This is a genomic window from Methylocystis sp. IM3 (assembly GCF_038070105.1).
Taxonomy (GTDB): Bacteria; Pseudomonadota; Alphaproteobacteria; order Rhizobiales; family Beijerinckiaceae; genus Methylocystis.
This window is the reverse complement of the sequence record NZ_JBBPBZ010000002.1, coordinates 3,045,969-3,067,284: the sequence shown is the minus strand read 5'-3', so window position 1 is coordinate 3,067,284 and position 21,316 is coordinate 3,045,969. Positions and strand designations below refer to the sequence as shown.

Sequence of the window (21,316 nt, the reverse complement as noted above, 5' to 3'; positions counted from 1 at the left end):
CAAAGCTTGGCCATAAGGGGAGCTGGTCGTGACGCTCGAACACATTGAGAAAACCCTCGTGGGGGGCGCCGCCGTCGCCCGGCTCGATCTGATGGAGACCGCGCGGCTGATGCTCGATCTGGCGCAGGCCCCCGCGCGGCCGGAGGGTCCCCTCTATTTCACCTCGGTCAATGGCGAAGTGCTGGCGCGTCGCTTCTTCGACAAGGGTTTCGCCCGTCTGATCGACAGCGCCGACTCGATTGCGGCGGATGGTCAGCCGCTGGTCACGGCCTCGCATCTCTTTTCGAGAAACCCGCTGCCGGAGCGGGTCGCGACGACCGATCTTTATCCGCTCGTCGCGCTGATGGCGCAGCAGACGGGGGCGAGCTTCTATCTTCTCGGCGCCAGCGAGGAGATCAACCGCGCCGCCTTCGAGGCGACCCGGCGGGCGGCGCCCAATCTGCGGATTCTGGGCCGCTCGCACGGATTTCTGACCGGCCGGCGGCTGGAGGAGAAGCTCGACGAGATCAATGCGCTCGCGCCCGATATTCTCTGGCTCGCCATGGGCGTGCCGCTCGAGCAGCAATTCGTGCGCGATCACGCGCATCGGCTGAAGAATGTGAAGATCATCAAGACCTCTGGCGGCCTGTTCGACTTCGTCGCGGGGGCGAAAAAGCGCGCGCCGGAATGGATGCAGCGGGGCGGCTTCGAATGGGCCTTCCGCCTCGCCCTCGAACCCAGGCGGCTCGCGAGGCGTTATCTGACGACCAATCCGGTCGCGGCCTTTCTGTTGTTGACGCAGACGCGATAATCGGGACGGGGCGTTTTCGCCCCGCTCTTTACCCGATCCGCGCCGCGAGCCGTCCCCACAGAGCATTTCCGGCGTTGAAGACGTAATCGAGCCGCGCGCTGGTGACGCGCTGGGCACCCTTGCCGATCAGCCAGTCGGCGAGGGCGGCGACCCGTTTCGTCGGGCACGCGAAGGTCGCCGTCTCGCCGTTGCGCTCGCGCAGGCTGGCGCCGAAGGCGCTCTCCGCCTCGCGCAGCGTCTCGTCGGAGAGGGGCAGGGCGGCGCGCACTTCGCGCGTCGTGCGAGCCGCCTCTTCCGCGGCGATGCGGGAGAGAATCACGCGGGCGGCTTCGCGCGCCGTCTCGCTCCAGGGCGCGGCGAGGGACGCGACGAGATTGGCCTGGGAGCGCAAAATCACGCCGTCGTCGAGCACCTTCAGCGCATTGGCGGCAAGCGTCGCGCCCGTCGTCGTGATGTCGACGATCAGATCGGCGGAGCCTGCCGCGGGCGCGCCTTCCGTGGCGCCGGAGCTTTCGACGATGCGATAGTCGCTCACCCCGTGCCGGGCGAAAAAGCGGCGGGTCGTGTTCACATATTTGGTGGCGACGCGCAGCCCGCGCCCATGACGGGCGCGGAAGCCGTCGGCGACGTCGGCGAGATCGGCCATGGCGCGCACGTCGATCCAGGCCTGCGGCGCGGCGACCACCACATTGGCGTGGCCGAAGCCGAGCGGCGCGATGAGCTCCACCTTGCGGTCAGGATCGGCGATTTCCTCGCGCACGAGATCTTCCCCCGTGATTCCGAAATGCGCCTCGCCGCGCGCAAGGCGGCTCGTGATTTCGGAAGCCGACAGAAAGGCGACCTCGACGCCGTCGAGCCCGGCGATCGCGCCGCGATAATCGCGCGCGCCGCGCCCCTGCGTCAGTTCGAGACCGGCGCGGGCGAAGAAGGCGTTGGCGTTCTCCTGGAGGCGGCCCTTGGAGGGCGTCGCCACGATGAGTTTCTGCGTCATGCCGCGCCTCCCGCCTGCGCGGCCCGCGCCAGCCTGTCGATCCAGATGGCGGCGCCCACCGCCGGAATGTCGGCTTTTGCGCCGAGCGTCTTGAGCAGCCGGTCGTAGCGCCCGCCGCCGATGACCGGCTCGCTCGAGGCCGGATGGCGCGCCTCGAACACGAAGCCGGAGTAATAGTCGAGCTGGCGGGCGAAGCTTGCCGAAAACGCCATCCCGTCGAGATCGAGGCCGCGGGCGGCGATGAAGCTCGCGCGCGTATCGAAGCGGTCGAGCGCCGCCGTGAGGTCGAGCCGGGCATCCTCGGCGAGGCTGCGCAGGGCCGCCGAGGCGATGTCGGGGGCGCCCTCGATGACGAAAAAGGCCTCGGCCAGCGCCCGCTTCTCGGGAGAAATACCTGCGCCCTCGGCCAGCGTCGCCTGATCGAGGAAGCGCTCCGCGATCTCGGCCGCGCTGCGTCCGCCGACCGCGGTGATGCCGGCGATGGAGAGAAGATCCTCGACGAGCCGCCGGGCGTCGGCCGGATCGGCCTTGGTCAGCGCCGCGAGCACGCCGGCCTTTTCGGCGCCGTTGCGCTGCGGGGGCGTGAAGATCGTCGCGAGCGACTGGCCGCGCGCATGGCCCTTCTCGACGCGACGGCGCCACACGGGCGGCAGATCGAGCCCGTCCAGAAAGGCGGCGACGAGGCCGGCGTCGCCGATGCGGACGGAAAGATCGCCGGCGCCGCCGGCGCGCGCCGCATCCAGCGCCGCGCCGAGAATTTCGGCGTCCGCCGCCTCGCTGTCCTCGCGGCCGAAGCTTTCGATGCCGGCCTGCAAAAATTCGCCGTCCCCGCTCGCGCCATGGATGGGCGCCCGGAAGATCGAGCCGCCATAGGCGAAGGCCGCGGCCCGCCCGGCCTGCGGCGACGCAAGATAATCGAGACAGACGGGGATCGTGTATTCCGGCCGCAGGCACTTCTCCGCGCCCGTGGCGTCGGTCGTCAGATAGAGATGGCCGCGAAAATCCTCGCCCGCGCGATCGAGAAAAACGCTCGCCGGCTGCAAAAGCTTCGGCTCGCGGCGGGCGAAGCCCGCGCGTTCGAAATGCGCCAATATGGCCGCAAGTCTGTCGGCGCCTTGCCTCTCGGGGGCTTGTTTCGTCGCGGCGGTCACAATCTTCCTTCCGATTTTTCGGGCTTTCTTTAGCAAGCGGCCCGCGCCCGCGCATCCGCTTTCCGGCGGAAAGGTGAATGGCGCGCGGATTTTTGGGCGCTCGGCGGCGAAAAACCGCAGCCCATGGGCTGCGGCTCGGTTTTTCAGGCGGCATTCCGGAACGCCTTCAGCGCCGGTGCTCCCACCCTCGGCGGGACGCTTCCGAATGGCCTTTGGGGTCGCCACGCCAGCCTCGGTGCTCGCTTCCCCGCTCCTGGCCTCCCCGCTCTTGGCCGCTCCGGCTTGCGCCGCGCTCTTGCCCGCGAGCCATGGAGCCACGGCCCTCTTCTTTGCGGGACTCGCCGCGCTCCTCTTCGCGGCCGCGCGAAGGGCCGCCGCCGATCTCGCGCTCTTCCCAGCCGCGCCGCGCGGCCTGCGCGCGCCGGCCGGCCTCGCCATGCCAGCCGTGTTCGCTGTCCTGGCGGCCGTGCGCGGAGCGGCGCTCGTCATAGGCGCCTCCGGCCTCGTCCTCGCGTTCGCCCCAGCCGCGGCCTTCCTCGCCTTCGCTTTCGCTCCCGCTCTCCCACGACGCGCGCTCTTCGCCCCGGCGACCCTCGCCCGCGTGGGCGCCTCTTCTGCTGGCGGGCGGGCTCGCCCAGACCTCTTCATCCTGCGCAAGCGTCACATGGAGCGCCTTGGGCTGCGGCAGCATGAGCTCCTCGGAGAACTGGTCCATGAGCTCCTCGCGCCGCGACGCCATGCGCGCTCCCAGCGCGGCCGTATCGACGCCGCCCTTGCGCGCCTCGTTGAAGATGCTGTCGGCGCCCTTTTCCTCTTCCTGGATGTGGTGGCGCATATATTCGGCGAGGACTTTCACCTTGGCGTCGAAGAAGGGATCGGCCGTCGGCGTTCCCATCGCCACCTCGGCCACGAGGATCTTCGCGGTGTCGTGCTCGATCTGCGCCTCGTCGAGCAGCGGATCGTCGACATGCTCGCGACAGGCCGGGTAGAAGATTTCTTCCTCGAGCTCCGCGTGGATGGTCAGCTCCAGGCATATCTGCTGCGCGAGCTTCGATTTCTCGGCGCGCCGACGCGCCTGGTCATATTTGTCGAAAAGCTGTTCGACGCGGCGATGGTCCGCCTTCAGCATTTCGATGGCGTCGGTCTTGGGTTCGCCGTCGCCGTTCGACCGCTCGCCTTTCGCGGATCTGTTCTGCGTATCCCACTCGCTCTGCTTCGCCATGGGGTTTCCTCGACGTCTTGCTGGAAGCCGCCCCTTTCAGCCGGTCACGTCGTAACGCCCACGGCGATTTGCCTGTTCCAGAGCGGCGGGAGCGCCCGATCGACGCGATCAACCATTGGGAAGTTTCTCCAGAAGCTGCTCGAGCGATTCAGAGCCCACCGAATTCGGGGGCGCGTAGGGCTCGGCCACCGATGCGACGAGCGAGATCGCGACAACGGCGGCGGCGGCGAAAATCGCCTGCGCCAGTAGCTGGGGCCGCACGCGCTCCAGATGCGCGACGGCGAGGCTCACCTGGGTGATGAAGGCGATGATGATCACCGCCGCCCATTTCCGGTCGTCCGGATAGGCGGCGGCGACGGCAAGCCGCTGCTCGCGAGCCGAGCGCAGCTTCATGACAGTGTCGACCAGCACGCGCTGATAGGGCGGATCGATCTTCGCGCTGCTCACGGCGCGGGTGAGCGTATTGAGCGCCGATTCGGCCTCGGACGACTCCTCGCCATTCTCCATGGTTTTCCATTCGAGGCCGACGACGGCCTCGACATAATCCCGGATCGCGTGAGGCAGATGGGCGGCGTCGACCCCATGATTCTCGCTCAGCGCGCCGAGGGTGACGAGCTGTTCGCGTTCCTGCGCCAGCGCGCGATAGGCCATGCCGTTCACCTCCCAGACATCATGGGACAGGAAAGTCATCAGCAGGCCGAAGAGCGTCGCCGGCACGCCGACGAAGGGCGGGACGACCCCCCTCAGGGTCTGCACGAAGGGCGTCGCGGGAGAGGCGAAGCTCAGCCAGCAGAGAAAGAGGGCGAAAACCGCGAAGGCGCCGCCGAGAGTCAGCGCCATGAACTCCGTGGATTGCGCCATCCAGTCATGCAGAATTCCAATGTGAACGAGCATCGCGCCCTCTGCGAATCACGTATCCAGCGCGCATTTGGGCCCCCAAAGGGCGATGGCGCCAGCGCTTCCTGCGCGGGGCCCGCCGCGACGGCGGGCGCTCCCCTCTTGCATCGCGGCGCATCCTCTGCCACATAGAGCCCGGGAGGTTGGCGTTGGACGTTTCACTCGCCAACCGGGTCAGGTCCGGAAGGAAGCAGCCCTAACGAGCTTGAGCGGGTCTTCGTCCAGCCTCCTACTTCACAGGCGCGCAATGCAGGGCCTCGCCGCTTCTGCCCGCGCCTTTTGTGTTTCTGGCGGACAGTGTTTCTGGCGGACGCAATGGACCATGAGCACGACCAGCCGGGACTGGACAACGCCGGGCCGTCGCTCTTTGGCGCCGAGGCCGCGCCGCCGGCCGCCTATCGCGTGCTCGCCCGCAAATACCGGCCCGTCACCTTCGCGGACCTCATCGGCCAGGAGCCGATGGTGCGCACGCTCGAAAACGCCTTCGATCTCGGCCGCATCCATCAGGCCTATCTGCTGACCGGCGTACGCGGCGTCGGCAAGACCACGACCGCCCGCATTCTCGCCCGCGCCTTCAATTACGAACGGCCCGCGACCGACGGCCGCCCCGCGATCGACAAACCCACGATCCACATGGACGGGCTCGGCGTCCATTGCCAGGCGATCATCGATTCGCGCCATGTCGACGTGCTGGAGATGGACGCCGCCTCCCATACCGGCATCGACGACGTGCGCGAGATCATCGACAATGCGCGTTACCGGCCGGTCATGGCGCGCACCAAGGTCTATATCATCGACGAAGTGCACATGCTCTCCAAGGCCGCCTTCAACGGCCTGTTGAAGACGCTCGAGGAGCCGCCCGAGCATGTGAAATTCATCTTCGCAACCACCGAGATCGACAAGGTGCCGGTGACGGTGCGCTCCCGCTGCCAGCGCTTCGATCTGCGCCGCATCGACGCCGGCCTGCTCGCCGGGCATCTGCGCAAGATCTGCGAGCAGGAAGCCGTCGCGATCGAGCCCGACGCGCTCGCCATGATCGCCCGCGCCGCCGAGGGCTCGGTGCGCGACGCACTCTCTCTGCTCGATCAGGCCATCGCCCATGGCGCGGCGCACAGCGCGAGCGGCGCGATCTCGGCCGAGGATTTGCGGCTGATGCTCGGCGTCGCCGACAAGTCGCGGATCATCGACCTGTTCGAGGCCACGATGGCCGGCGATGTGGCGAAAGCCATCGGCCTGCTCGAAGACCTCTACAACGGCGGCGCCGATCCGGCTCAGGCCCTCATCGAAATGGCCGAATTCGCGCATCTCGCCACGCGACTGAAGCTCGCGCCCGAAACCGCGCAATCCGCCGCCCTCACGCCGGAGGAGCAGCGGCGCGGGCGGGACGCCGCCGAACGCCTCTCGGTTCCGGCGCTGACGCGGGCGTGGCAAATCCTGATGAAAGGCGTCGACGAGCTGCGCGGCTCGCAGCGTCCGCTTCAGGCGGCCGATATGGTGCTGGTGCGGCTCGCCTACGCCGCCGACCTGCCGACGCCCGGCGAAGCCCTGAGACAATTGGGCTTCGGCGCCTCCGGCGGGGCGCCGGGCTCCCCGCCCCGAGTCGCGCCCGTCGCGAGCCGCCCCGCGCCTCAGCCGCAGGGCGCGAGCGCCGCCGCCCGGCCCGCGCTGGCGCAGCCGGCGCCGGCGGCCTCCGGCGTGACGCTCGCGAGCTTCGAGGCGCTCGTCGCCCTGGCCGAGGAGAAGCGCGACATTCGCCTGAAACTCGCGCTGGAATCGGACGTGCGGCTCGTGCGTTTCGAGCCGGGGCGCATCGAATTCGAACTCGCCCCCGGCGGCGCGCGCGATCTTGCGTCGCTTCTGATGCAGCGGTTGCAGCTCTGGACGAATGCGCGCTGGATGGTGTCGGTCGTCGCCTCGGGGGGCGCGCCGAGCCTGAAGGAAAAGCGCGAGGCCGAGGAGCGCAAGCTCCGCTCGGGCTTGGAGGCCGACCCGGTGGTGGCGAGCGTGCTGGCGCATTTTCCGGGGGCGCAGATCGTCGCCGTGCGAAGCCGGGAAGAGAACGCGGGCGTGGGCCGGCCGGAGGCCGAGGAGGCCGCGGACGTGCAATATGACGATTTATCCCCGGCGGACGAAGACTGAGGAGAGACCGCGATGATGGACTTCATGGGCCTGATGAAACAGGCGCAGCAGTTTCAGGCCAAGATGGCCGAGGCGCAGCTCGAACTGGAGAACACCGAGGTCGAGGGCGAGGCGGGCGGCGGTCTCGTCAAGGTGCGGCTCACCGCCAAGGGCGCGATGAAGTCCATTTCCATCGATCCGAGCCTGGTGAAGCCGGAAGAGAGGGAAATTCTCGAGGACCTCATCGTCACCGCCCATATGCAGGCGCGCGGCAAGGCCGACGAGCTGATGGCGGAAAAGATGAAGGCGATGACCGGCGGGCTCCAGCTGCCGGCGGGCTTCAAGCTGCCGTTCTGAGTTCCCTCTCCCCGCTGCGGGAGAGGGGCGCGCCCCGCCCCCGCACGAAACAGTAAAAATGGCCGAACGCGTCGCAGGTCCGGAAATCGAACGTCTCGTGCAGTTGCTCGCGCGGCTGCCCGGACTTGGGCCGCGGTCGGCGCGGCGCGCGGCGCTGCATCTCATGCGCAAGCGCGAGGAGCTTCTCGGCCCGCTCGCGGACGCCATGCGGGTCGCGCGGGAGCGCATCGTCGCCTGTTCGATCTGCGGCAATCTCGACACCAGCGACCCCTGCACCGTCTGCCGCGACGCGCGGCGCGACCCCTCGATCGTCATCGTCGTGGAGACGGTCGCCGATCTCTGGGCGCTGGAGCGCGCCGCGCTTCTCGACGCGCGCTATCACGTGCTCGGCGGCGTGCTGTCGCCGCTCGACGGCGTGGGGCCGGATGATCTCTCCATCGCCGGACTGATCGAGCGGGTGCGGAGCGGCGGGATTCGGGAGGTGGTGCTCGCCGTCAACGCCACCGTCGACGGCCAGACGACGGCGCATTACATCGCCGATCTGCTGGGCCCCTTCGGCGTCAAGGTGACGCGCCTCGCCCATGGCGTGCCAGTCGGCGGCGAGCTCGACTATCTCGACGAGGGCACGCTCGCCGCGGCGCTGGCGCGGCGAACGGTTTTTTAGAGGGCCTTCCGGCGAAGCGGAAACCTCGCTCCGGCCCGGCCTATTTCGCCGGCGTCTTCGCGGCGATGATCTTGTCGAAATCGGCCGTAGTGATCTCACCCGTATATTTTTCGCCGTTGATGAAGAAGGTCGGGGTCGAATTCACCCCGAACTTGTCGGCGGCGCGGGCGCGCACCTCGTTGACCTTCTTGTAGAGGTCCTGATCCTTGAGAATCGCCTCGAATTTTTCCTGGCTCAGGCCCGCCTGTTTGAGGACATTGGCGAGGCCGTCGAGCGGCTGGTCGACGAAAGCCCAATTCTTCTGCTGCGCGAAGAGAAGATCGACCACGGCGTCGCGCTTGTCGCCCATTTCGCGCGCCAGCATGAAGGCCGCGGTGGCGAGCGGATCGAGCGGGAACTCGCGCAGCGTGAATTTGACCTTGCCCGTGTCGATGTAATTCTTTTTCAGCGTCGGATAGACGTCGTGATGGAAGGCCGCGCAATGGCTGCAGGTCATCGAGGCGTATTCGACGATCGCGACGGGCGCATTGGCGTCGCCCTCGACGATGTCGGGGAGGGCGTTCGGCGCCATGAGCTCCATGAGCGACACCGAGCCCGAGGCCGCCTTTTCGGCCAGGGCGGGCGAGGCGGCGAGGGCGAGCGCGCCGCCGGCGGCGGCAATCAGGCGGCGGCGGGTGATCGCAGAAAGCGGAAAGGACATGGAAGGCCCGTAGCTGGAATGATCGGCGGGCCGAACATAGTCGTTCGGCCCTCGATCGCAACCCCAAACGCTATCGCTTGCCGGTCGGAAGCCCATGCTTGGGCTGGAAGAAGTAATAGACGAGCGCGATCGCGGCGAAGACGCCGCCCGCCCAGAAGACGACGTCGCCGATCTGCAAATCCTGCAAGCTGAAGCTTGCAAGGCTCACGAGCAGCCCCGCGATGGCGAACCACAGCGGCGACTGGCTGCGCTCCTCGGCCTGCGCAGGCCTCCGCCCGTTTGACGCATTATTAGACATAATTCCTCCCTGCCTCGTTTTTTGGGCAGGATAACGCGACGGCCGAGCCAAATGGAAGAGATAACCGGCGAGCCTCGTCTTGCGGCGACGCTCGAAAAGCGGCGGTCCCCGTCACACTTCAGAAGCTTATGAGACCGAATGGATCAGCCAGACGACTTCTCTTCGCCGGCGGGGAATTTGCTCATGTCCATCGCAGAAGAAGGCACGCGGCGTGAGAGAGCCCGGAACCAGTCTCTCATGCAGGCGCAGCTCGCAGCCGCCATTCGCGAGGCGCTCAAGGACACCCTCGCCGAACCCCTTCCCTTCGAAGTGCGTTTTCTGCTCGATCTGCTTTCGGCGAAGGAACAGGCCGCGCGCAGGGCGTCGGGGCGGGAGCGGAACAATTGAGAGGTCGCTTGCGGGCCGCGCCGCCACGGCCCTCCCGCGCAGGCGAAAACGCTAGTTGCCGCAGGCGTAGCTCAGCTCGCTGTGGCTGATCTGGTCGGCGACCCAGTGCACGCCCCTGGCCCGGTTGGCTTCGATGAAGGCGGAGGCCCTGTTCAGCTCGTCGTCCGATAGCGAGAGGTTGCACATGAGCGCGACCTGGCGGCCGATCTCCGCCTTGCGGGCGGCGGGGGTCTGCCGTGACAGCACGGCGCTGATGGCCGCCGCGGGCGAGGGCTTGGCGATCGCCGGAACAGCCGTCGCCGCCAGGATCGCGCCGCCAGCCAGGAGGATGAGCTTCTTCATGCCGTTTCGAGACCTTTCTGATGTTTGTCGCCGCATCGCAGAAGCTTGAAAACACGACGAGATTGTGACGCGGATGCGGCCGTGGGCGACGCCGGCGCGAAGAAAGAGGTTCAAACGGCGTTCTTATGCGCGGGGCTTGTCGGCGCGCGCATTCGGGGCGACGCTCGCCAGCAATTGCCGCAGGGCGGTCAGGCTCGCCGGCTTGGTGAGCTGAGCGTCGAAACCGGCCTCCCGCGCCCGGTCCTGAATTTGATCGGGACCCCATCCCGTGAGCGCCACGAGCGTCGCCGCCCGCCCTTCCGGCACGGCGCGAATCCGGCGCGCCGTTTCGTAGCCGTCCATTCCGGGCATGCCGATGTCGAGAAAGATCAGTTCCGGCTGGAAACCGGCAAGCGCCGCGAGCCCTTCGGCGCCGCCATAGGCGACGCGCACCGTGGCGCCGAAGCCGTCGAGGAGGGCCATGAGGCTGTCGGCGACGTCGCGTTCGTCGTCGATCACGAGGATACGGCGGGGGGCCGCCGTCTGCCCGGGCGCCTTTCCGCCGCGCTCCGGCGTCTTTTCCAGGGCGCCCGCGACGCTGACGGGGAGGCGCACGGTGAAGGCGCTTCCCTTGCCGAGTCCGTCGCTTTGCGCCTCGACGGCGCCTCCGTGCAATTCCGCGATGCGGCGCACGAGGGCAAGTCCGACGCCAATTCCGCCCTGGGCGCGACCGAGCGTCCTGTCGACCTGCGTGAAGAGCTCGAAGACATGCGGCAGCATTTCGCTGGGGATGCCAACCCCATTATCGCGCACGACGACGACGGCCGCGCCTTCTTTCGCCTCGGCGGTCAGCGAGATGACCCCGCCGGGGTCGGTGTATTTGGCGGCGTTATTCAGGAGATTGGTGAAAAGCTGCGCGAGGCGCACCGGGTCGCCGTCGACCACGATCGGGTCCGGGGGCAGGGCGATTTCGAGCTTGTGGCCGCCGCGCTCGATCAAGGGCCGCGCCGTCTCCAGCGCATTGCGCAGCACATCGGCGAGGTCGATCGGCTGCTTCTTGAGCTCGATCTTGCCCCTCGTGATGCGGGAGACCTCGAGAAGATCGTCCACGAGGCGATTCAGGTGCTGCGCCTGCCGGTCGGCGATTTCCAGCATGGAGAGATCCCGCGCATCCCAACTGGCCTGCTCGGCGTCCCATTGCAGAACGTGTATGGCGTTGCGGATCGGCGCCAGCGGGTTGCGCAGCTCATGGGCCAGCGTGGCCAGAAACTCGTCCTTGCGTCGGTCCGACTCGCGTAATTTTTCCATCAGCTCGGAGCGGCTTCTCTCCGCCCGGACGCGCTCGGTGATGTCCGTGTGGCTGATGACGACCGCCGCCGGCGCGCAATTGGCCCGCGCCCCATGCATGAGGAACCACCGCTCCGAGCCCGGCGCATGGCAGGGATACTCCATCGAGAATTCGTTGCGCTCTCCCCTCAGCAACTGCTCGATCCCGTCCAGGGCCGTCCTGGCGTGCAGGTCGCCCTCGGCGGCGGCGGCGCGGCTGACGTCCATATAATTTGCGCCCACCGCGACGCAGTGGCGCTCGCCGGGCGCAAAACATTCCCATCGGCTGTTGATTGCGATGATTTCTCCGGAGGCGTCGATCACCGCGATCTCATGGGGCAATGAGTCGAGCACCCCGCTGAGAAATTCTTCGCGCTTCCTGATTTTCTCTTCGGTAAACTCACGATTGCGCGCATCGGCGGCTTTCAGCTGCGCGTCGATCGCCGAAACGATCGCCCGGCGCTTCGCTTCCGTAAGGGCTGCGACGCTCGAGCCGATGGTCAGGAAGGCGATCAGGCGCAGGAGGTCGCCGCCTGAAACCATCAAGGCGCTCGCCGGCTCCATGAAGAAATAGACGCCCAGCGCCGACGAGAGGATCGTGGCGAAGAAGGCGGGTCCGGCCCCCGCAAGGGCGGCGACGAGCAGCACTGCAAAAAAGAAGGAAACGAAAGGCTGGCCATGCACGGCGTTGTTCAGCCAGAACCTGATCGCAAGCGCGGCCAGCACGGCGAACAGCGCAAAGAGATAGCGACCGGACCGAATCATGCGCGCCATTGACCCTGCTCAAGCTTTCGACAACGATCGGCGATCGAGGGGCGACAAATCCACTAGAAGCGCACGCGTCACTAGGCAAGCTGATGCTCGTCGTTTCCAAAGAGGGGAAAGCGTCGGAGTCTGTCAATTGGATCAATACGCGATACGTTGATCTATCTCGCCTTTCGCGTGTGTGGGGTGCGTTGTCGGCGAGAGCCGCGTCAAATGAAAAAGCCCGGCGAGGGGGCCGGGCTCCTTTGAGCAAGAAGGGGCGAGTCGCCCCTTTCAAGACAGGAAGGGGCGACTCGCCCCTTTAAGATCAGTAGGTGGCGACGGCCGGAGCCGAGGCGCCCCAGTTGAAGTGATAATTCACGCCGGCGCGGACCGTGTTGATCTGCGGATGACGATGGTATCCGACCTGGAACCCGAAGGGACCCGTCGCGCCGCCGCTGTTGAGGTCGGTGTAGAGATATTCGGCCTTGGCCGACCAGTTGGGCAGGAACATCCATTCCACGCCGCCGCCAGCGGTCCAGCCGGTGCGGGTATTGCTCTGGTTCGCGCCCGCCGAAACGCCGCCATAGGCGAAGCCTGCCGTGCCGTAGGCGAGCAGGGTCGGCGTGATCAGGAAGCCGGCGCGCCCGCGCACCGTGCCGAACCAGTTGAGCGCGACGCCGGCATTGCCCCCCGGCAACAACGGCACGAGGAAGGCGCCAGGGTTGTTCGGGTCGGGATAGACGAAGAAGTTGCTGTTGCCGCCCGAGCGCATGCTCGTGCCCTGGAAGTCCGTCTCGACGCCGACGAGGAAGCTCGATCCGATCTGGTAGTTGTAGCCGATCTGGCCGCCGCCCACGACGCCGCCGGCGTTGGTGCCGCCATTGTTGTTGCCGGGCAGGAGGGAGATGGCGCCGGTCGCCGTGCTCGCATAAGGCGTCAGGGCGTTGGGATTGACGCTGTTGGCGCTCCACCCGCCGCCGAGATTGAGACCCGCGTAGAAGCCGGTCCACATCGGGGGCGGCGGCGGCGGCGGCACATAGGCGGGGGCCGCCTTGCGATACGGCAGGTCGGCCGCGAAGGCGGCGCCGCTGAGCGCGGCGAGGGAGACCGCCGTGAGAAGACCGATTTTTTTCATTAGTGAACCCTTACGCTTTTGCTTCCGGTTCGATGTTTTTGATGCCGAAAGCTTTTTCCACACTGGAGAAATCTGGGCCGTGGGTCGATCCAAATCGCTCCGTAAGGTCAATAATCGGTCAACGGGATTAAGTTTTCCCCAAAAGGCGGCGCTTCGCCGGGGGTGCGCCAGCGCTTCCGCAAATATGAAAGCCCGGCCGCAAGGCCGGGCTCGGGTCTCTCACGCTCATGTCGCTGCGGGGCGCCTGCCATGCAGGCCCCCGGCCGGGCTCCACTTCAGCGGGCGTTCTTCTCGATCGCCTGCATCAGCGGGGATTTCGGCAGCTTCTTGCAGTAGCGCGTGATCTTCTCGGTGTTGCGCTTCACGTAGAGCGTGTCGATGACGGTCAGGTTCTTGGAGGACATCCAATAGCCGCGCATCCAGTTGCCGATGAAGTTCTGGGTCTCGGGATCGTAGCCCGAGAAATCCTTGCAGGTGATCTCGGACATGTCGATCGTGACCTGCGCGGAGGCGGGGGCGGCGATCAGGAGAGCGCCGGCGACGGCGGCGAAAATGACGTTACGGATCATGTGGCTTGCCGTCCTCTTCTTACTTCTTCTCGGTGGCGCGCTCGAGGCCCACCATCACCGACTGGTCCTTGTTGGACTTGCACCAGTCCAGCACGCTCGCGGTGTTCCGCTTGAACAGGCTCATGTCGATGAAGCTGCGGCCGGCCTTCTGTGAGAAGAAGCCGCTCATGAAGGCGGCGAAGTCCGCCTGGTCGTCGGGCGACATGGCGAGCACTTCTCCGCAGGTGACCTTCATCATGTCGATCTTGACCTGCGCCTGCGACAGCGACGGCGCGAGCGCGCCCGCGAGCGCCAGCGCGACGATTAGTTTCTTCATCTAGCTCTCCTTGCAATGATCCCCGTGGCGCGACGTTCCAGTCCCTGCCGGCTTCTTCCAGCGAGACCTCTGCGAGCGCCCGCGCGACCATTGCACAGCCACTGTCATAAGTCCAAGCTCGTACAATGGGAATTCCGCAGCCAGTCCGGTTGCTCCGCAGGCCGCTGTGGACGCCGAAGGAAGACTGTCCTAGTTTCAGCCGCGTCGCCGCCTGATCGCGTCACCCTCCTTTTCGCCCGAGAAACAGTCATGAAGCCAAAGCGATTTCTCGCGAGTCCACAAGCTGTGTGGCTGGGCCTGGGAGGGCTGGCGGTCGCCGCCCTCGTCGCCTTCAGGGTCGTCGCGGGCGCGCAGGATGGCGGGGCGGCCACGTCGGCGCCGCCGCCGCCCAGCGTCACGGTGGCGCATCCGCTTGCCGAGACGGTTCCGCGCTGGGACGAATTCACCGGACGATTCGTCGCCGTGCAGCGCGTGGAGGTGCGTCCGCGCGTCTCGGGCGCCGTGGAGAAGATCCATTTCGCCGACGGGCAGATCGTGAAGGCCGGCGATCTTCTCTTCACCATCGACCCGCGCCCCTATCAGATTGCGGTCGACAGCGCCCGCGCCGAGGTCGCGCGCATGCAGGCGCAGACCACCATGCTGTCCCGGGACGCCGCCCGCGGGGAGTCGCTCGTCGGCGGCGGCACGATCACGCGGCGCGACATGGATCAGCGGCGCGGCGGCTCGGATTCCGCCCGCGCCCAGCTTCTGGGCGCCGAGGCGTCGCTGCGCAACGCCGAGCTCAATCTGGAATGGACGCAGGTGCGGGCGCCGATCGCCGGCCGCGTGTCCGACCGGCGCATCGACACCGGCAATCTGGTGCAGGCGGGCGCAACGCTGCTCACGACCATCGTCACGCTCGACCCGATCTATTTCGAGTTCGACGTGTCGGAATCCGATTACCTGCATTATGCCCGCAGCGGCGCGGGGCATCAGAAGGCGGGGCAGACGCCGGCCTTCGTGCGGCTCGCCGACGAGAGCGACTGGAGGCGCAAGGGAACGATCGACTTCCTCGACAATCAGCTCAATGTCCATTCGGGCACGATCCGCGCCCGCGCCGTGCTCGCCAACAAGGATCTCTTCCTGACGCCCGGCGCCTTCGGCCGCGTGCGCCTCAATGGAGGCGACGCGTCGGCCCTGCTCATTCCCGACGCGGCCGTCTCCTCCGACCAGACGAGCAAGGTCGTGATGACCGTGACGCCGGATCGCAAGGTCGCCGCCAGGCCGGTCGCGCTCGGTCCGCTGCACAAGGGCCTGCGCGTCGTGCTCTCCGGCCTCGACCGCGACGATCTCGTCATCACCGCCGGACTCGCCAATCCCATGGTGCGTCCGGGCGCCGCCGTCGCGCCGGTCGAAGCCGCGATTGCTCCTGCGGGAAACTAGACGACCCATGCGCTTTCCGCATTTCTTCATCGAGCGGCCGATCTTCGCCGCCGTCCTGTCGATGCTGCTCACCATCGCCGGCCTCATCGCCGCGCGGACGCTGCCCGTGTCGGAATATCCCGACATCGCGCCGCCGACGGTGATGATCACCGCGACCTATCCCGGCGCCTCGGCGGAGGTCATCGCGCAGACGGTCGCCTCTCCGATCGAGCAGGAGGTCAATGGCGTCGACGACATGCTCTACATCGCCTCGCAATCGACGGGCGACGGCCTGCTCACGATCAATGTCGTGTTCAAGACGGGCGTCAACATCGATCTGGCGCAGGTGCTGGTGCAAAATCGCGTGGCGATCGCGACGCCGCGCCTGCCGGAGGAGGTGCAGCGTTTCGGCGTCGTGGTGAAGAAGGCCTCGCCCGATCTCATGATGGTCGTGCATCTGCGCTCGCCCGACGGCTCGCGCACGCAGCAGTATATTTCCAACTATGCGACGCTCTATGTGCGCGACGTGCTGGCCCGCCTCGAGGGCGTGGGCGACGTGCGCGTCTTCGGCGCGCGCGATTATTCGATGCGCGTCTGGCTCGATCCCGACAAGATCGCCGCGCGCGGCATGACGGCGGGCGAAGTCGTCATGGCGCTGCGCGCGGCCAATCTTCAGGTGGCGGCCGGCGCGATCAACCAGCCGCCCGCGGCCTCCCCCGGCGCCTTTCAGCTTTCCGTGCGCACGCTCGGGCGCCTCTCCGAGCCCGCCCAGTTCTCCGACATCGTGCTGCGCTCGGACGCCGACGGTCAGGTGCGCCTGCGCGACGTGGCGCGCGTCGAGATCGGCGCGCAGGATTATACGGTCAACGCCTATCTCGACCGCGATCCGGCGACGGCCATCGCCATCTTCCAGAAGCCTGGCTCCAATGCGCTCGCCACCTCGGAGGCGGTCGAGGCGGCGATGGCGGAGGCGAAGAAGCAGTTCCCGGCGGGCATAGATTATTCGATCGTCTATAACCCGACCGAGTTCATCCAGCAGTCGGTCGACCAGGTGGTGCGCACGCTCGGCGAGGCGATCATCCTCGTCGTTCTGGTGGTGATCCTGTTCCTGCAGACCTGGCGCGCCGCGATCATTCCCGTCGTCGCCATTCCGGTCTCGCTCATCGGCAGCTTCGCGGTGATGAAGCTCCTCGGCCTGACCTTCAACACGCTCTCGCTCTTCGGCCTCGTGCTCGCCATCGGCATCGTGGTCGACGACGCCATCGTCGTCGTCGAGAATGTCGAACGCTATCTCGATCACGGGCTCACGCCGAAGGAAGCCGCGCACAAGACGATGGACGAGGTCGGCGGCGCGCTGATCGCCATTGCGCTCGTGCTCTGCGCGGTCTTCGTGCCGGTCGCCTATATCACCGGGCTTCAGGGCGCCTTCTACAAGCAGTTCGCCATCACCATCGCCTCGGCGACGCTCATCTCCGCCTTCGTCTCGCTCACGCTCTCGCCGGCGCTCGCCGCCATTCTTCTGCATCCGAGAGGCGAGGAGAAAGAGCCGGAGGGGCGGCTTGCGGTTTTGCTCCACGCCTTCTTCGCGCGCTTCAATCTACTCTTCGAGCGCCTGTCCGATCGCTATGGGTCGATGACTGCGCGGCTCGTGCGCCTGGGGCTCGTTTCGCTCATCGTCTATGCGGGGCTGATCGGCGTGGCGCTGGAGCTTTTGCGGCGCACGCCGACGGGCCTCGTGCCGACGCTCGACCGCGGCTATCTCATCGCCGCCTTTCAATTGCCGCCGGGCGCGGCGCTCGATCGCACCGACGCGGTGATGCGGCAGGCGACCGACATCATCCTCAAGCGGCCGGGCGTCGAATCGAGCGTGGTGTTCACGGGCTTCGACGGCGCGACCTTCACCAATGCGCCCAATTCCGGCGTGATCTTCGTCACGCTGAAACCCTTCGCCGAGCGCCACCGGCAGGGGGTGACGGCGATCGGCGTCCGCGACGATCTGCGCGCGGCCCTGTCGCCGATCAAGGAAGCCTTCGTCTTCGTGCTGGAGCCGCCGGCGGTGCCCGGCATCGGCACGGGCGGCGGCCTCAAGGGCTATGTGCAGGATCGCGGCGGCATGGGCCTTCCGGCGCTGGAGGCGGCGACATGGGGGCTCGCCGGCCCGGCCATGGGCGCGCCCGGCGTGGCGCAGGCCTTCACGCTCTTCAACACGCGCACGCCGCAGATCTTCGCCGACATCGACCGCACCAAGGCCGAGATGATCGGCGTGCCGATCTCGCGCGTCTTCGAGACCCTGTCGGTCTATCTCGGCTCGGTCTTCGTCAACGACTTCAACATTCTCGGCCGCACCTACCGCGTCATGGCTCAGGCCGACAATCCGCACCGGCTGACGCTGCGCGACATTTCCGAACTCAAGACCCGCAGCGCGACCGGCGAGATGACGCCGCTCGGCGCCATCGCGACCTTCCGGGACACGACGGGCGCCTTCCGCGTGCCGCGGTACAATCTCTACCCCGCGGCGGAAGTGCAGGTGAACCTTCAGCACGGCGTCTCCTCGGGGCAGGGGATCGCGGTGATCGAAGGGCTCGCCAAACAGACGCTGCCGCGCGGATTCGGCTTCGAATGGACGGAGATCGCGCTGCAGGAGAAGCTTGCCGGCAATACGGCGATGCTCGCCTTCGGCCTTGCGGTCGTCTTCGTCTTTCTGCTGCTCGCGGCGCTCTACGAGAGCCTCGTGCTGCCGCTCGCCGTCATCCTCATCGTGCCCATGTGCGTGCTCGCCGCCATGGCCGGCGTCGCCCTGGAGGGGCTCGATCGGAATATTCTCGTCGAGATCGGCCTGGTCGTGCTGATCGGCCTCGCCGCCAAGAACGCGATTCTCATCGTCGAATTCGCCCGTCAGGGCGAGGACGAGGGCAAGGACCGCTTCGCGGCGGCGATCGAGGCGGCGCGCACCCGGCTGCGGCCCATCCTCATGACCTCCCTCGCCTTCATTCTGGGCGTTCTGCCGCTCGTCGTCTCGCATGGCGCCGGCGCCGAAATGCGCCAGTCGCTCGGCGTCGCGGTGTTCAGCGGCATGATCGGCGTGACCCTGTTCGGGCTCGCCTTCACGCCGATCTTCTATGTGCTGTCGCGCGCGCTCTCCCTGCGGATGCGCGGGCGCGCGCCCTAGTCGGCGGGGGCGCGAAGGAGGACGAGACGCCGCGTCTCGAGCGGCCCTGGTTGTCAATTCCTCTGTTCCAAGGCTAAGCTACGCCGTCACTCAATTTATTTTGGAGGATGCGGCATGACTGCCTTTGCTTCGGTTGATTACACGGCTGCGGAGGCGGCCACTTTGCGCGCCAAATGGGGCTGGATGGTCGCCTTCGGGGCGCTGCTCGCGCTCGCCGGCTTCGTGGCGCTCGGCAGCGTCGTCAGCGCGACGGTCGTCACGGTCTATGTTGTCGGCGTCGCGATGATCGCCTCCGGCATTGTCGAAATGGTTTACGCCATCGTCGTCCGGTCCTGGAAGAAGTTCTTCTTCTGGTCGCTCATCGGCCTCCTCTATTTCATCGGCGGCATAGAGGTCATCAACAATCCGATGCTCGCGGCCGGCTTCCTGACGCTGCTGCTGGGCGCGGGGCTCGTCGCCGCCGGGCTCATCCGCACCTTTCTGGCCTTCCAGCTGCCAAAGGAGGCGCCGCGGGGCTTCGTCGTCTTTTCCGGGATCGTCACCCTCCTGCTCGGCGGGGTCATCCTCGCCCATTGGCCGGTGTCGAGCCTCTGGGTGCTCGGCACGTTTTTGGGCGTCGATCTGATCTTCGCCGGCGCGAGCTGGATGGGGTTTGGCCTGTCTCTCAAGCGCGCCGGCGATAGCGGCGCCGTGGGCGCGGTCGGCGGCGAGCGCGTCGCGGTCGATCCGCCGGTCGAGGGGTTCTCGCGGGATTTCGGGCGCAAGCTTTTCGCCGAATTCCTCGGCACCTTCTGGCTCGTCTTCGGCGGCGTCGGCAGCGCGCTGATCTCGGCGGGCTTTCCCCAGCTCGGCATCGGCTTCACCGGCGTTTCGCTCGCCTTCGGCCTCACCGTGCTGACCGGCGCCTATGCCTTCGGCCCCGTCTCGGGCGGCCATTTCAACCCCGCGGTGTCGCTCGGCCTCGCGACGGCCGGCCGCTTCCCCTGGAAGGAGCTCGGCCCCTACTGGATCGCTCAGCTCGTCGGCGCAACCTTCGCGGCGTTCGTGCTGCTCCAGATCATGAAGGGCAATATCGACTTCTCGCTCGCCAACGGCTTCGCCGCCAATGGCTATGAGGATCATTCGCCCGCAGGCTTCACCTGGCAGTCCGGCTTCCTCATCGAAACCGTGCTGACGGCCTTCTTCCTGCTCGTCATTCTCGGCGTGACCGAAGGCCGCGCGCCTGTCGGCTTCGCGCCGATCGCCATCGGCCTCGCTTTGACGCTGATCCATCTTGTCGATATTCCGGTCACCAACGCCTCGGTGAACCCGGCCCGTTCGACCAGCCAGGCGGTCTTCGTCGGCGGCTGGGCGCTGGAGCAGCTCTGGCTGTTCTGGGTGGCGCCGCTACTCGGCGGCGTCATCGGCGGCCTCATCCATCGCTTCGCGCTGGCCGACGAGGCCACGGGCTAAAAGGCGATAGAGTCTTAACGATTGTCTCGCGGGTCCGGCCGTTGCGGCTGGACCCGTTTTTTTTTGTCGTTGACGCGGGGATCAGGCCCTTGCGACGGGAGCGCCCGGCGCCTGGAAGAGCGGGCCTCGAACCTGAGCGGGCTCGAGGGTTTGCGGCGCGCCGAAATAGGCGCGCACCTCGGGGGGCACTTCCGCAAGTTTCTCGCTCAGCAGCGAAATCAGGAGGCTGACGCTTTCGGCGATATCGAGCCCCGGCTGATCGAGCCACTCCGTTCCCAGAAAGGCGGAGAGTTCGTCGAGTTCGACCCGCTGGCTCTCCTGATCCATCAGCTCCGGCGGAAGATCATCCAGCCCGACGCCGAGCGCGCGGGCGAGGGCGGCGAGGGGCGACTCGCCGTTTCGCCACCCGCCGACGTGATAGGCCAAAATGGCGCGTTTGGAGCCGCGCCAGTCGCAGTCGATACGGCTCCAATCCTGGTCGAGCATGGTAAACTCCTACACGCTGCATGCTTCATCTGCGGACCGCCCCCTCCTTTGGGAGCGGCTGGATCAGGGCTGGAAGGGCGGCAGAGATTCGATGTGCTGGCCGAGGCCCACGTAGTTCTGGCTCCCGATCTGACCGACGGCCGCATCGTTGCCGAGCTTGCCGCCCGCCTTGCCGATGGCGACCTGCTGAACGCCGAAGAAATTCACGACGCTGCGCTGATCGGCGTTGACGCTGTTATTTTGTCCGAGCTGCACGCCCGCGGTGGCGCTCAGGAGCGGATTGCGAATGACGACGCCGATGAAATTCGGGTTCAGGCTCAGGAAACCACCCGCCTGCGCCTGGGCGGCTCCGGCGCAGAGAAGAACGGGGATAATCCAGTATTTCATTTCCGCTCCGCTTTTTTTGGCGCCCACCCCTCTCGACGAGGGCAGCGGCGCAATCTCGGTTCTGGCACGGGCCGTGACCGACGCGGGCCACGACCCGTCAGCATCCCGCTAGAGCGGTTCTCAGTTGGCGCCGAAGCTCAGCGGAACCTGCCCCTGAATCACGACGGCCTTGTTGACCGCCTCGCCGCCCTTGGCCGTGTTGCCGATCGACTGGCTGACGTCCATCTTCTGCGCCAGCGCGGACTTGTCGCCGGCGTTGACCGGAAGCTGCACCTGGAGGCCGAGGAACTTGTTGGTCGCGACGCCGCCCTTGGCGGTATTGCCGATCGACTGGCTGAGATTGGCCACCTGGCTGAGATCGATCGCGAAGGCGAAGGTCGTCGAAAGAGCGACGGCGGCCGAGGCGAGAAGCAGCTTTTTCATTTTGATATT

Annotated in this window: 21 protein-coding genes, 1 other RNA gene and 2 pseudogenes; 10 read left to right on the top strand and 14 right to left on the bottom strand. The window is 66.9% G+C overall.

The window, feature by feature from the left end; genetic code table 11:
- The first annotated feature begins 28 nt into the window (after nucleotides 1–28).
- Nucleotides 29–790, top strand: coding sequence for a WecB/TagA/CpsF family glycosyltransferase (locus tag WOC76_RS16920; RefSeq protein ID WP_341431508.1), 762 nt, complete (start codon nucleotides 29–31; stop codon nucleotides 788–790).
- Between the two features lie 28 nt (nucleotides 791–818).
- Here WOC76_RS16920 and hisG read toward each other — a convergent pair whose 3' ends face one another.
- The 4 genes from hisG to WOC76_RS16900 all read right to left on the bottom strand — a co-directional run bounded on the left by hisG (nucleotide 819) and on the right by WOC76_RS16900 (nucleotide 5,048).
- Nucleotides 819–1,781 carry an ATP phosphoribosyltransferase gene (hisG, locus tag WOC76_RS16915; protein ID WP_341105210.1) on the bottom strand — a complete coding sequence of 321 codons (963 nt, stop codon included), beginning with the start codon at nucleotides 1,779–1,781 and terminating at the stop codon, nucleotides 819–821.
- Nucleotides 1,778–2,932, bottom strand: coding sequence for an ATP phosphoribosyltransferase regulatory subunit (locus WOC76_RS16910; RefSeq protein ID WP_341105211.1), 1,155 nt, complete (start codon nucleotides 2,930–2,932; stop codon nucleotides 1,778–1,780). The genes hisG and WOC76_RS16910 overlap by 4 nt, the downstream gene beginning before the upstream one ends.
- A 166-nt stretch (nucleotides 2,933–3,098) precedes the next feature.
- Nucleotides 3,099–4,154, bottom strand: coding sequence for a hemerythrin domain-containing protein (locus tag WOC76_RS16905; protein ID WP_341105213.1), 1,056 nt, complete (start codon nucleotides 4,152–4,154; stop codon nucleotides 3,099–3,101).
- A 108-nt stretch (nucleotides 4,155–4,262) separates the two neighbouring features.
- Nucleotides 4,263–5,048: a bestrophin-like domain gene (locus WOC76_RS16900; protein WP_341105214.1), complete on the bottom strand. Its 786-nt coding sequence runs from the start codon at nucleotides 5,046–5,048 to the stop codon at nucleotides 4,263–4,265.
- 140 nt (nucleotides 5,049–5,188) lie between these two features.
- On the opposite strand from WOC76_RS16900, the gene ffs reads away from it, so the two are divergent.
- From ffs to recR, 4 genes are all read left to right on the top strand, one after another.
- An RNA gene (gene ffs, locus WOC76_RS16895) (signal recognition particle sRNA small type) lies at nucleotides 5,189–5,285 on the top strand.
- A gap of 81 nt (nucleotides 5,286–5,366) precedes the next feature.
- A complete protein-coding gene (locus tag WOC76_RS16890) occupies nucleotides 5,367–7,190 on the top strand; it encodes a DNA polymerase III subunit gamma/tau (RefSeq protein WP_341105215.1) in 1,824 nt (607 codons plus the stop codon).
- Between the two features lie 12 nt (nucleotides 7,191–7,202).
- Nucleotides 7,203–7,526, top strand: coding sequence for a YbaB/EbfC family nucleoid-associated protein (locus tag WOC76_RS16885; protein ID WP_341105216.1), 324 nt, complete (start codon nucleotides 7,203–7,205; stop codon nucleotides 7,524–7,526).
- Nucleotides 7,527–7,584: 58 nt separating this feature from the next.
- A complete protein-coding gene (gene recR, locus WOC76_RS16880; RefSeq protein WP_341389095.1) occupies nucleotides 7,585–8,190 on the top strand; it encodes a recombination mediator RecR in 606 nt (201 codons plus the stop codon).
- Between the two features lie 40 nt (nucleotides 8,191–8,230).
- Here the strand turns inward: recR and WOC76_RS16875 are convergent, their stop codons facing one another.
- Both WOC76_RS16875 and WOC76_RS16870 read right to left on the bottom strand, forming a co-directional pair.
- Nucleotides 8,231–8,890: a DsbA family protein gene (locus WOC76_RS16875; RefSeq protein ID WP_341105218.1), complete on the bottom strand. Its 660-nt coding sequence runs from the start codon at nucleotides 8,888–8,890 to the stop codon at nucleotides 8,231–8,233.
- Between the two features lie 70 nt (nucleotides 8,891–8,960).
- A complete protein-coding gene (locus tag WOC76_RS16870; RefSeq protein ID WP_341105220.1) occupies nucleotides 8,961–9,188 on the bottom strand; it encodes a hypothetical protein in 228 nt (75 codons plus the stop codon).
- Between the two features lie 183 nt (nucleotides 9,189–9,371).
- Here WOC76_RS16870 and WOC76_RS16865 point away from each other — a divergent pair, with 183 nt between their 5' ends.
- A complete protein-coding gene (locus WOC76_RS16865) occupies nucleotides 9,372–9,575 on the top strand; it encodes a hypothetical protein (RefSeq protein WP_341389091.1) in 204 nt (67 codons plus the stop codon).
- A gap of 51 nt (nucleotides 9,576–9,626) precedes the next feature.
- Here WOC76_RS16865 and WOC76_RS16860 read toward each other — a convergent pair whose 3' ends face one another.
- The 5 genes from WOC76_RS16860 to WOC76_RS16840 form a co-directional block, all read right to left on the bottom strand.
- On the bottom strand, nucleotides 9,627–9,917 hold the full coding sequence (locus tag WOC76_RS16860) for a hypothetical protein (RefSeq protein WP_341389089.1): 291 nt from the start codon (nucleotides 9,915–9,917) through the stop codon (nucleotides 9,627–9,629).
- Between the two features lie 123 nt (nucleotides 9,918–10,040).
- A complete protein-coding gene (locus WOC76_RS16855; protein WP_341389087.1) occupies nucleotides 10,041–11,996 on the bottom strand; it encodes an ATP-binding protein in 1,956 nt (651 codons plus the stop codon).
- Between the two features lie 298 nt (nucleotides 11,997–12,294).
- Nucleotides 12,295–13,104, bottom strand: a complete 810-nt coding sequence (locus WOC76_RS16850; protein WP_341105226.1) for an outer membrane protein — start codon at nucleotides 13,102–13,104, stop codon at nucleotides 12,295–12,297.
- A 275-nt stretch (nucleotides 13,105–13,379) separates the two neighbouring features.
- Entirely contained in the window at nucleotides 13,380–13,673 is a 294-nt protein-coding gene (locus WOC76_RS16845) for an HdeA/HdeB family chaperone (protein WP_341105229.1), read from the bottom strand.
- A 19-nt stretch (nucleotides 13,674–13,692) separates the two neighbouring features.
- Complete coding sequence (locus WOC76_RS16840; RefSeq protein WP_341105230.1) at nucleotides 13,693–13,989, bottom strand: HdeA/HdeB family chaperone; 297 nt, start codon at nucleotides 13,987–13,989, stop codon at nucleotides 13,693–13,695.
- Between the two features lie 249 nt (nucleotides 13,990–14,238).
- Here WOC76_RS16840 and WOC76_RS16835 point away from each other — a divergent pair, with 249 nt between their 5' ends.
- The 4 genes and pseudogenes from WOC76_RS16835 to aqpZ form a co-directional block, all read left to right on the top strand.
- Complete coding sequence (locus WOC76_RS16835; RefSeq protein ID WP_341105232.1) at nucleotides 14,239–15,411, top strand: efflux RND transporter periplasmic adaptor subunit; 1,173 nt, start codon at nucleotides 14,239–14,241, stop codon at nucleotides 15,409–15,411.
- 7 nt (nucleotides 15,412–15,418) lie between these two features.
- Nucleotides 15,419–18,559 (top strand): efflux RND transporter permease subunit, encoded by a 3,141-nt coding sequence (locus tag WOC76_RS16830; protein WP_341389082.1) that lies wholly within the window; start codon nucleotides 15,419–15,421, stop codon nucleotides 18,557–18,559.
- 114 nt (nucleotides 18,560–18,673) lie between these two features.
- Nucleotides 18,674–19,114: pseudogene (locus WOC76_RS16825) on the top strand (HdeD family acid-resistance protein); the annotation flags it as partial.
- Between the two features lie 204 nt (nucleotides 19,115–19,318).
- A pseudogene (aqpZ, locus tag WOC76_RS16820) lies at nucleotides 19,319–20,011 on the top strand (aquaporin Z); the annotation flags it as partial.
- A gap of 81 nt (nucleotides 20,012–20,092) precedes the next feature.
- Here the strand turns inward: aqpZ and WOC76_RS16815 are convergent.
- The 3 genes from WOC76_RS16815 to WOC76_RS16805 form a co-directional block, all read right to left on the bottom strand.
- Nucleotides 20,093–20,497 carry a hypothetical protein gene (locus WOC76_RS16815; protein WP_341105235.1) on the bottom strand — a complete coding sequence of 135 codons (405 nt, stop codon included), beginning with the start codon at nucleotides 20,495–20,497 and terminating at the stop codon, nucleotides 20,093–20,095.
- Between the two features lie 63 nt (nucleotides 20,498–20,560).
- Nucleotides 20,561–20,884: a hypothetical protein gene (locus WOC76_RS16810; protein WP_341105236.1), complete on the bottom strand. Its 324-nt coding sequence runs from the start codon at nucleotides 20,882–20,884 to the stop codon at nucleotides 20,561–20,563.
- Nucleotides 20,885–21,004: 120 nt separating this feature from the next.
- Entirely contained in the window at nucleotides 21,005–21,307 is a 303-nt protein-coding gene (locus WOC76_RS16805; RefSeq protein WP_341105238.1) for a hypothetical protein, read from the bottom strand.
- Nucleotides 21,308–21,316: the final 9 nt, after the last annotated feature.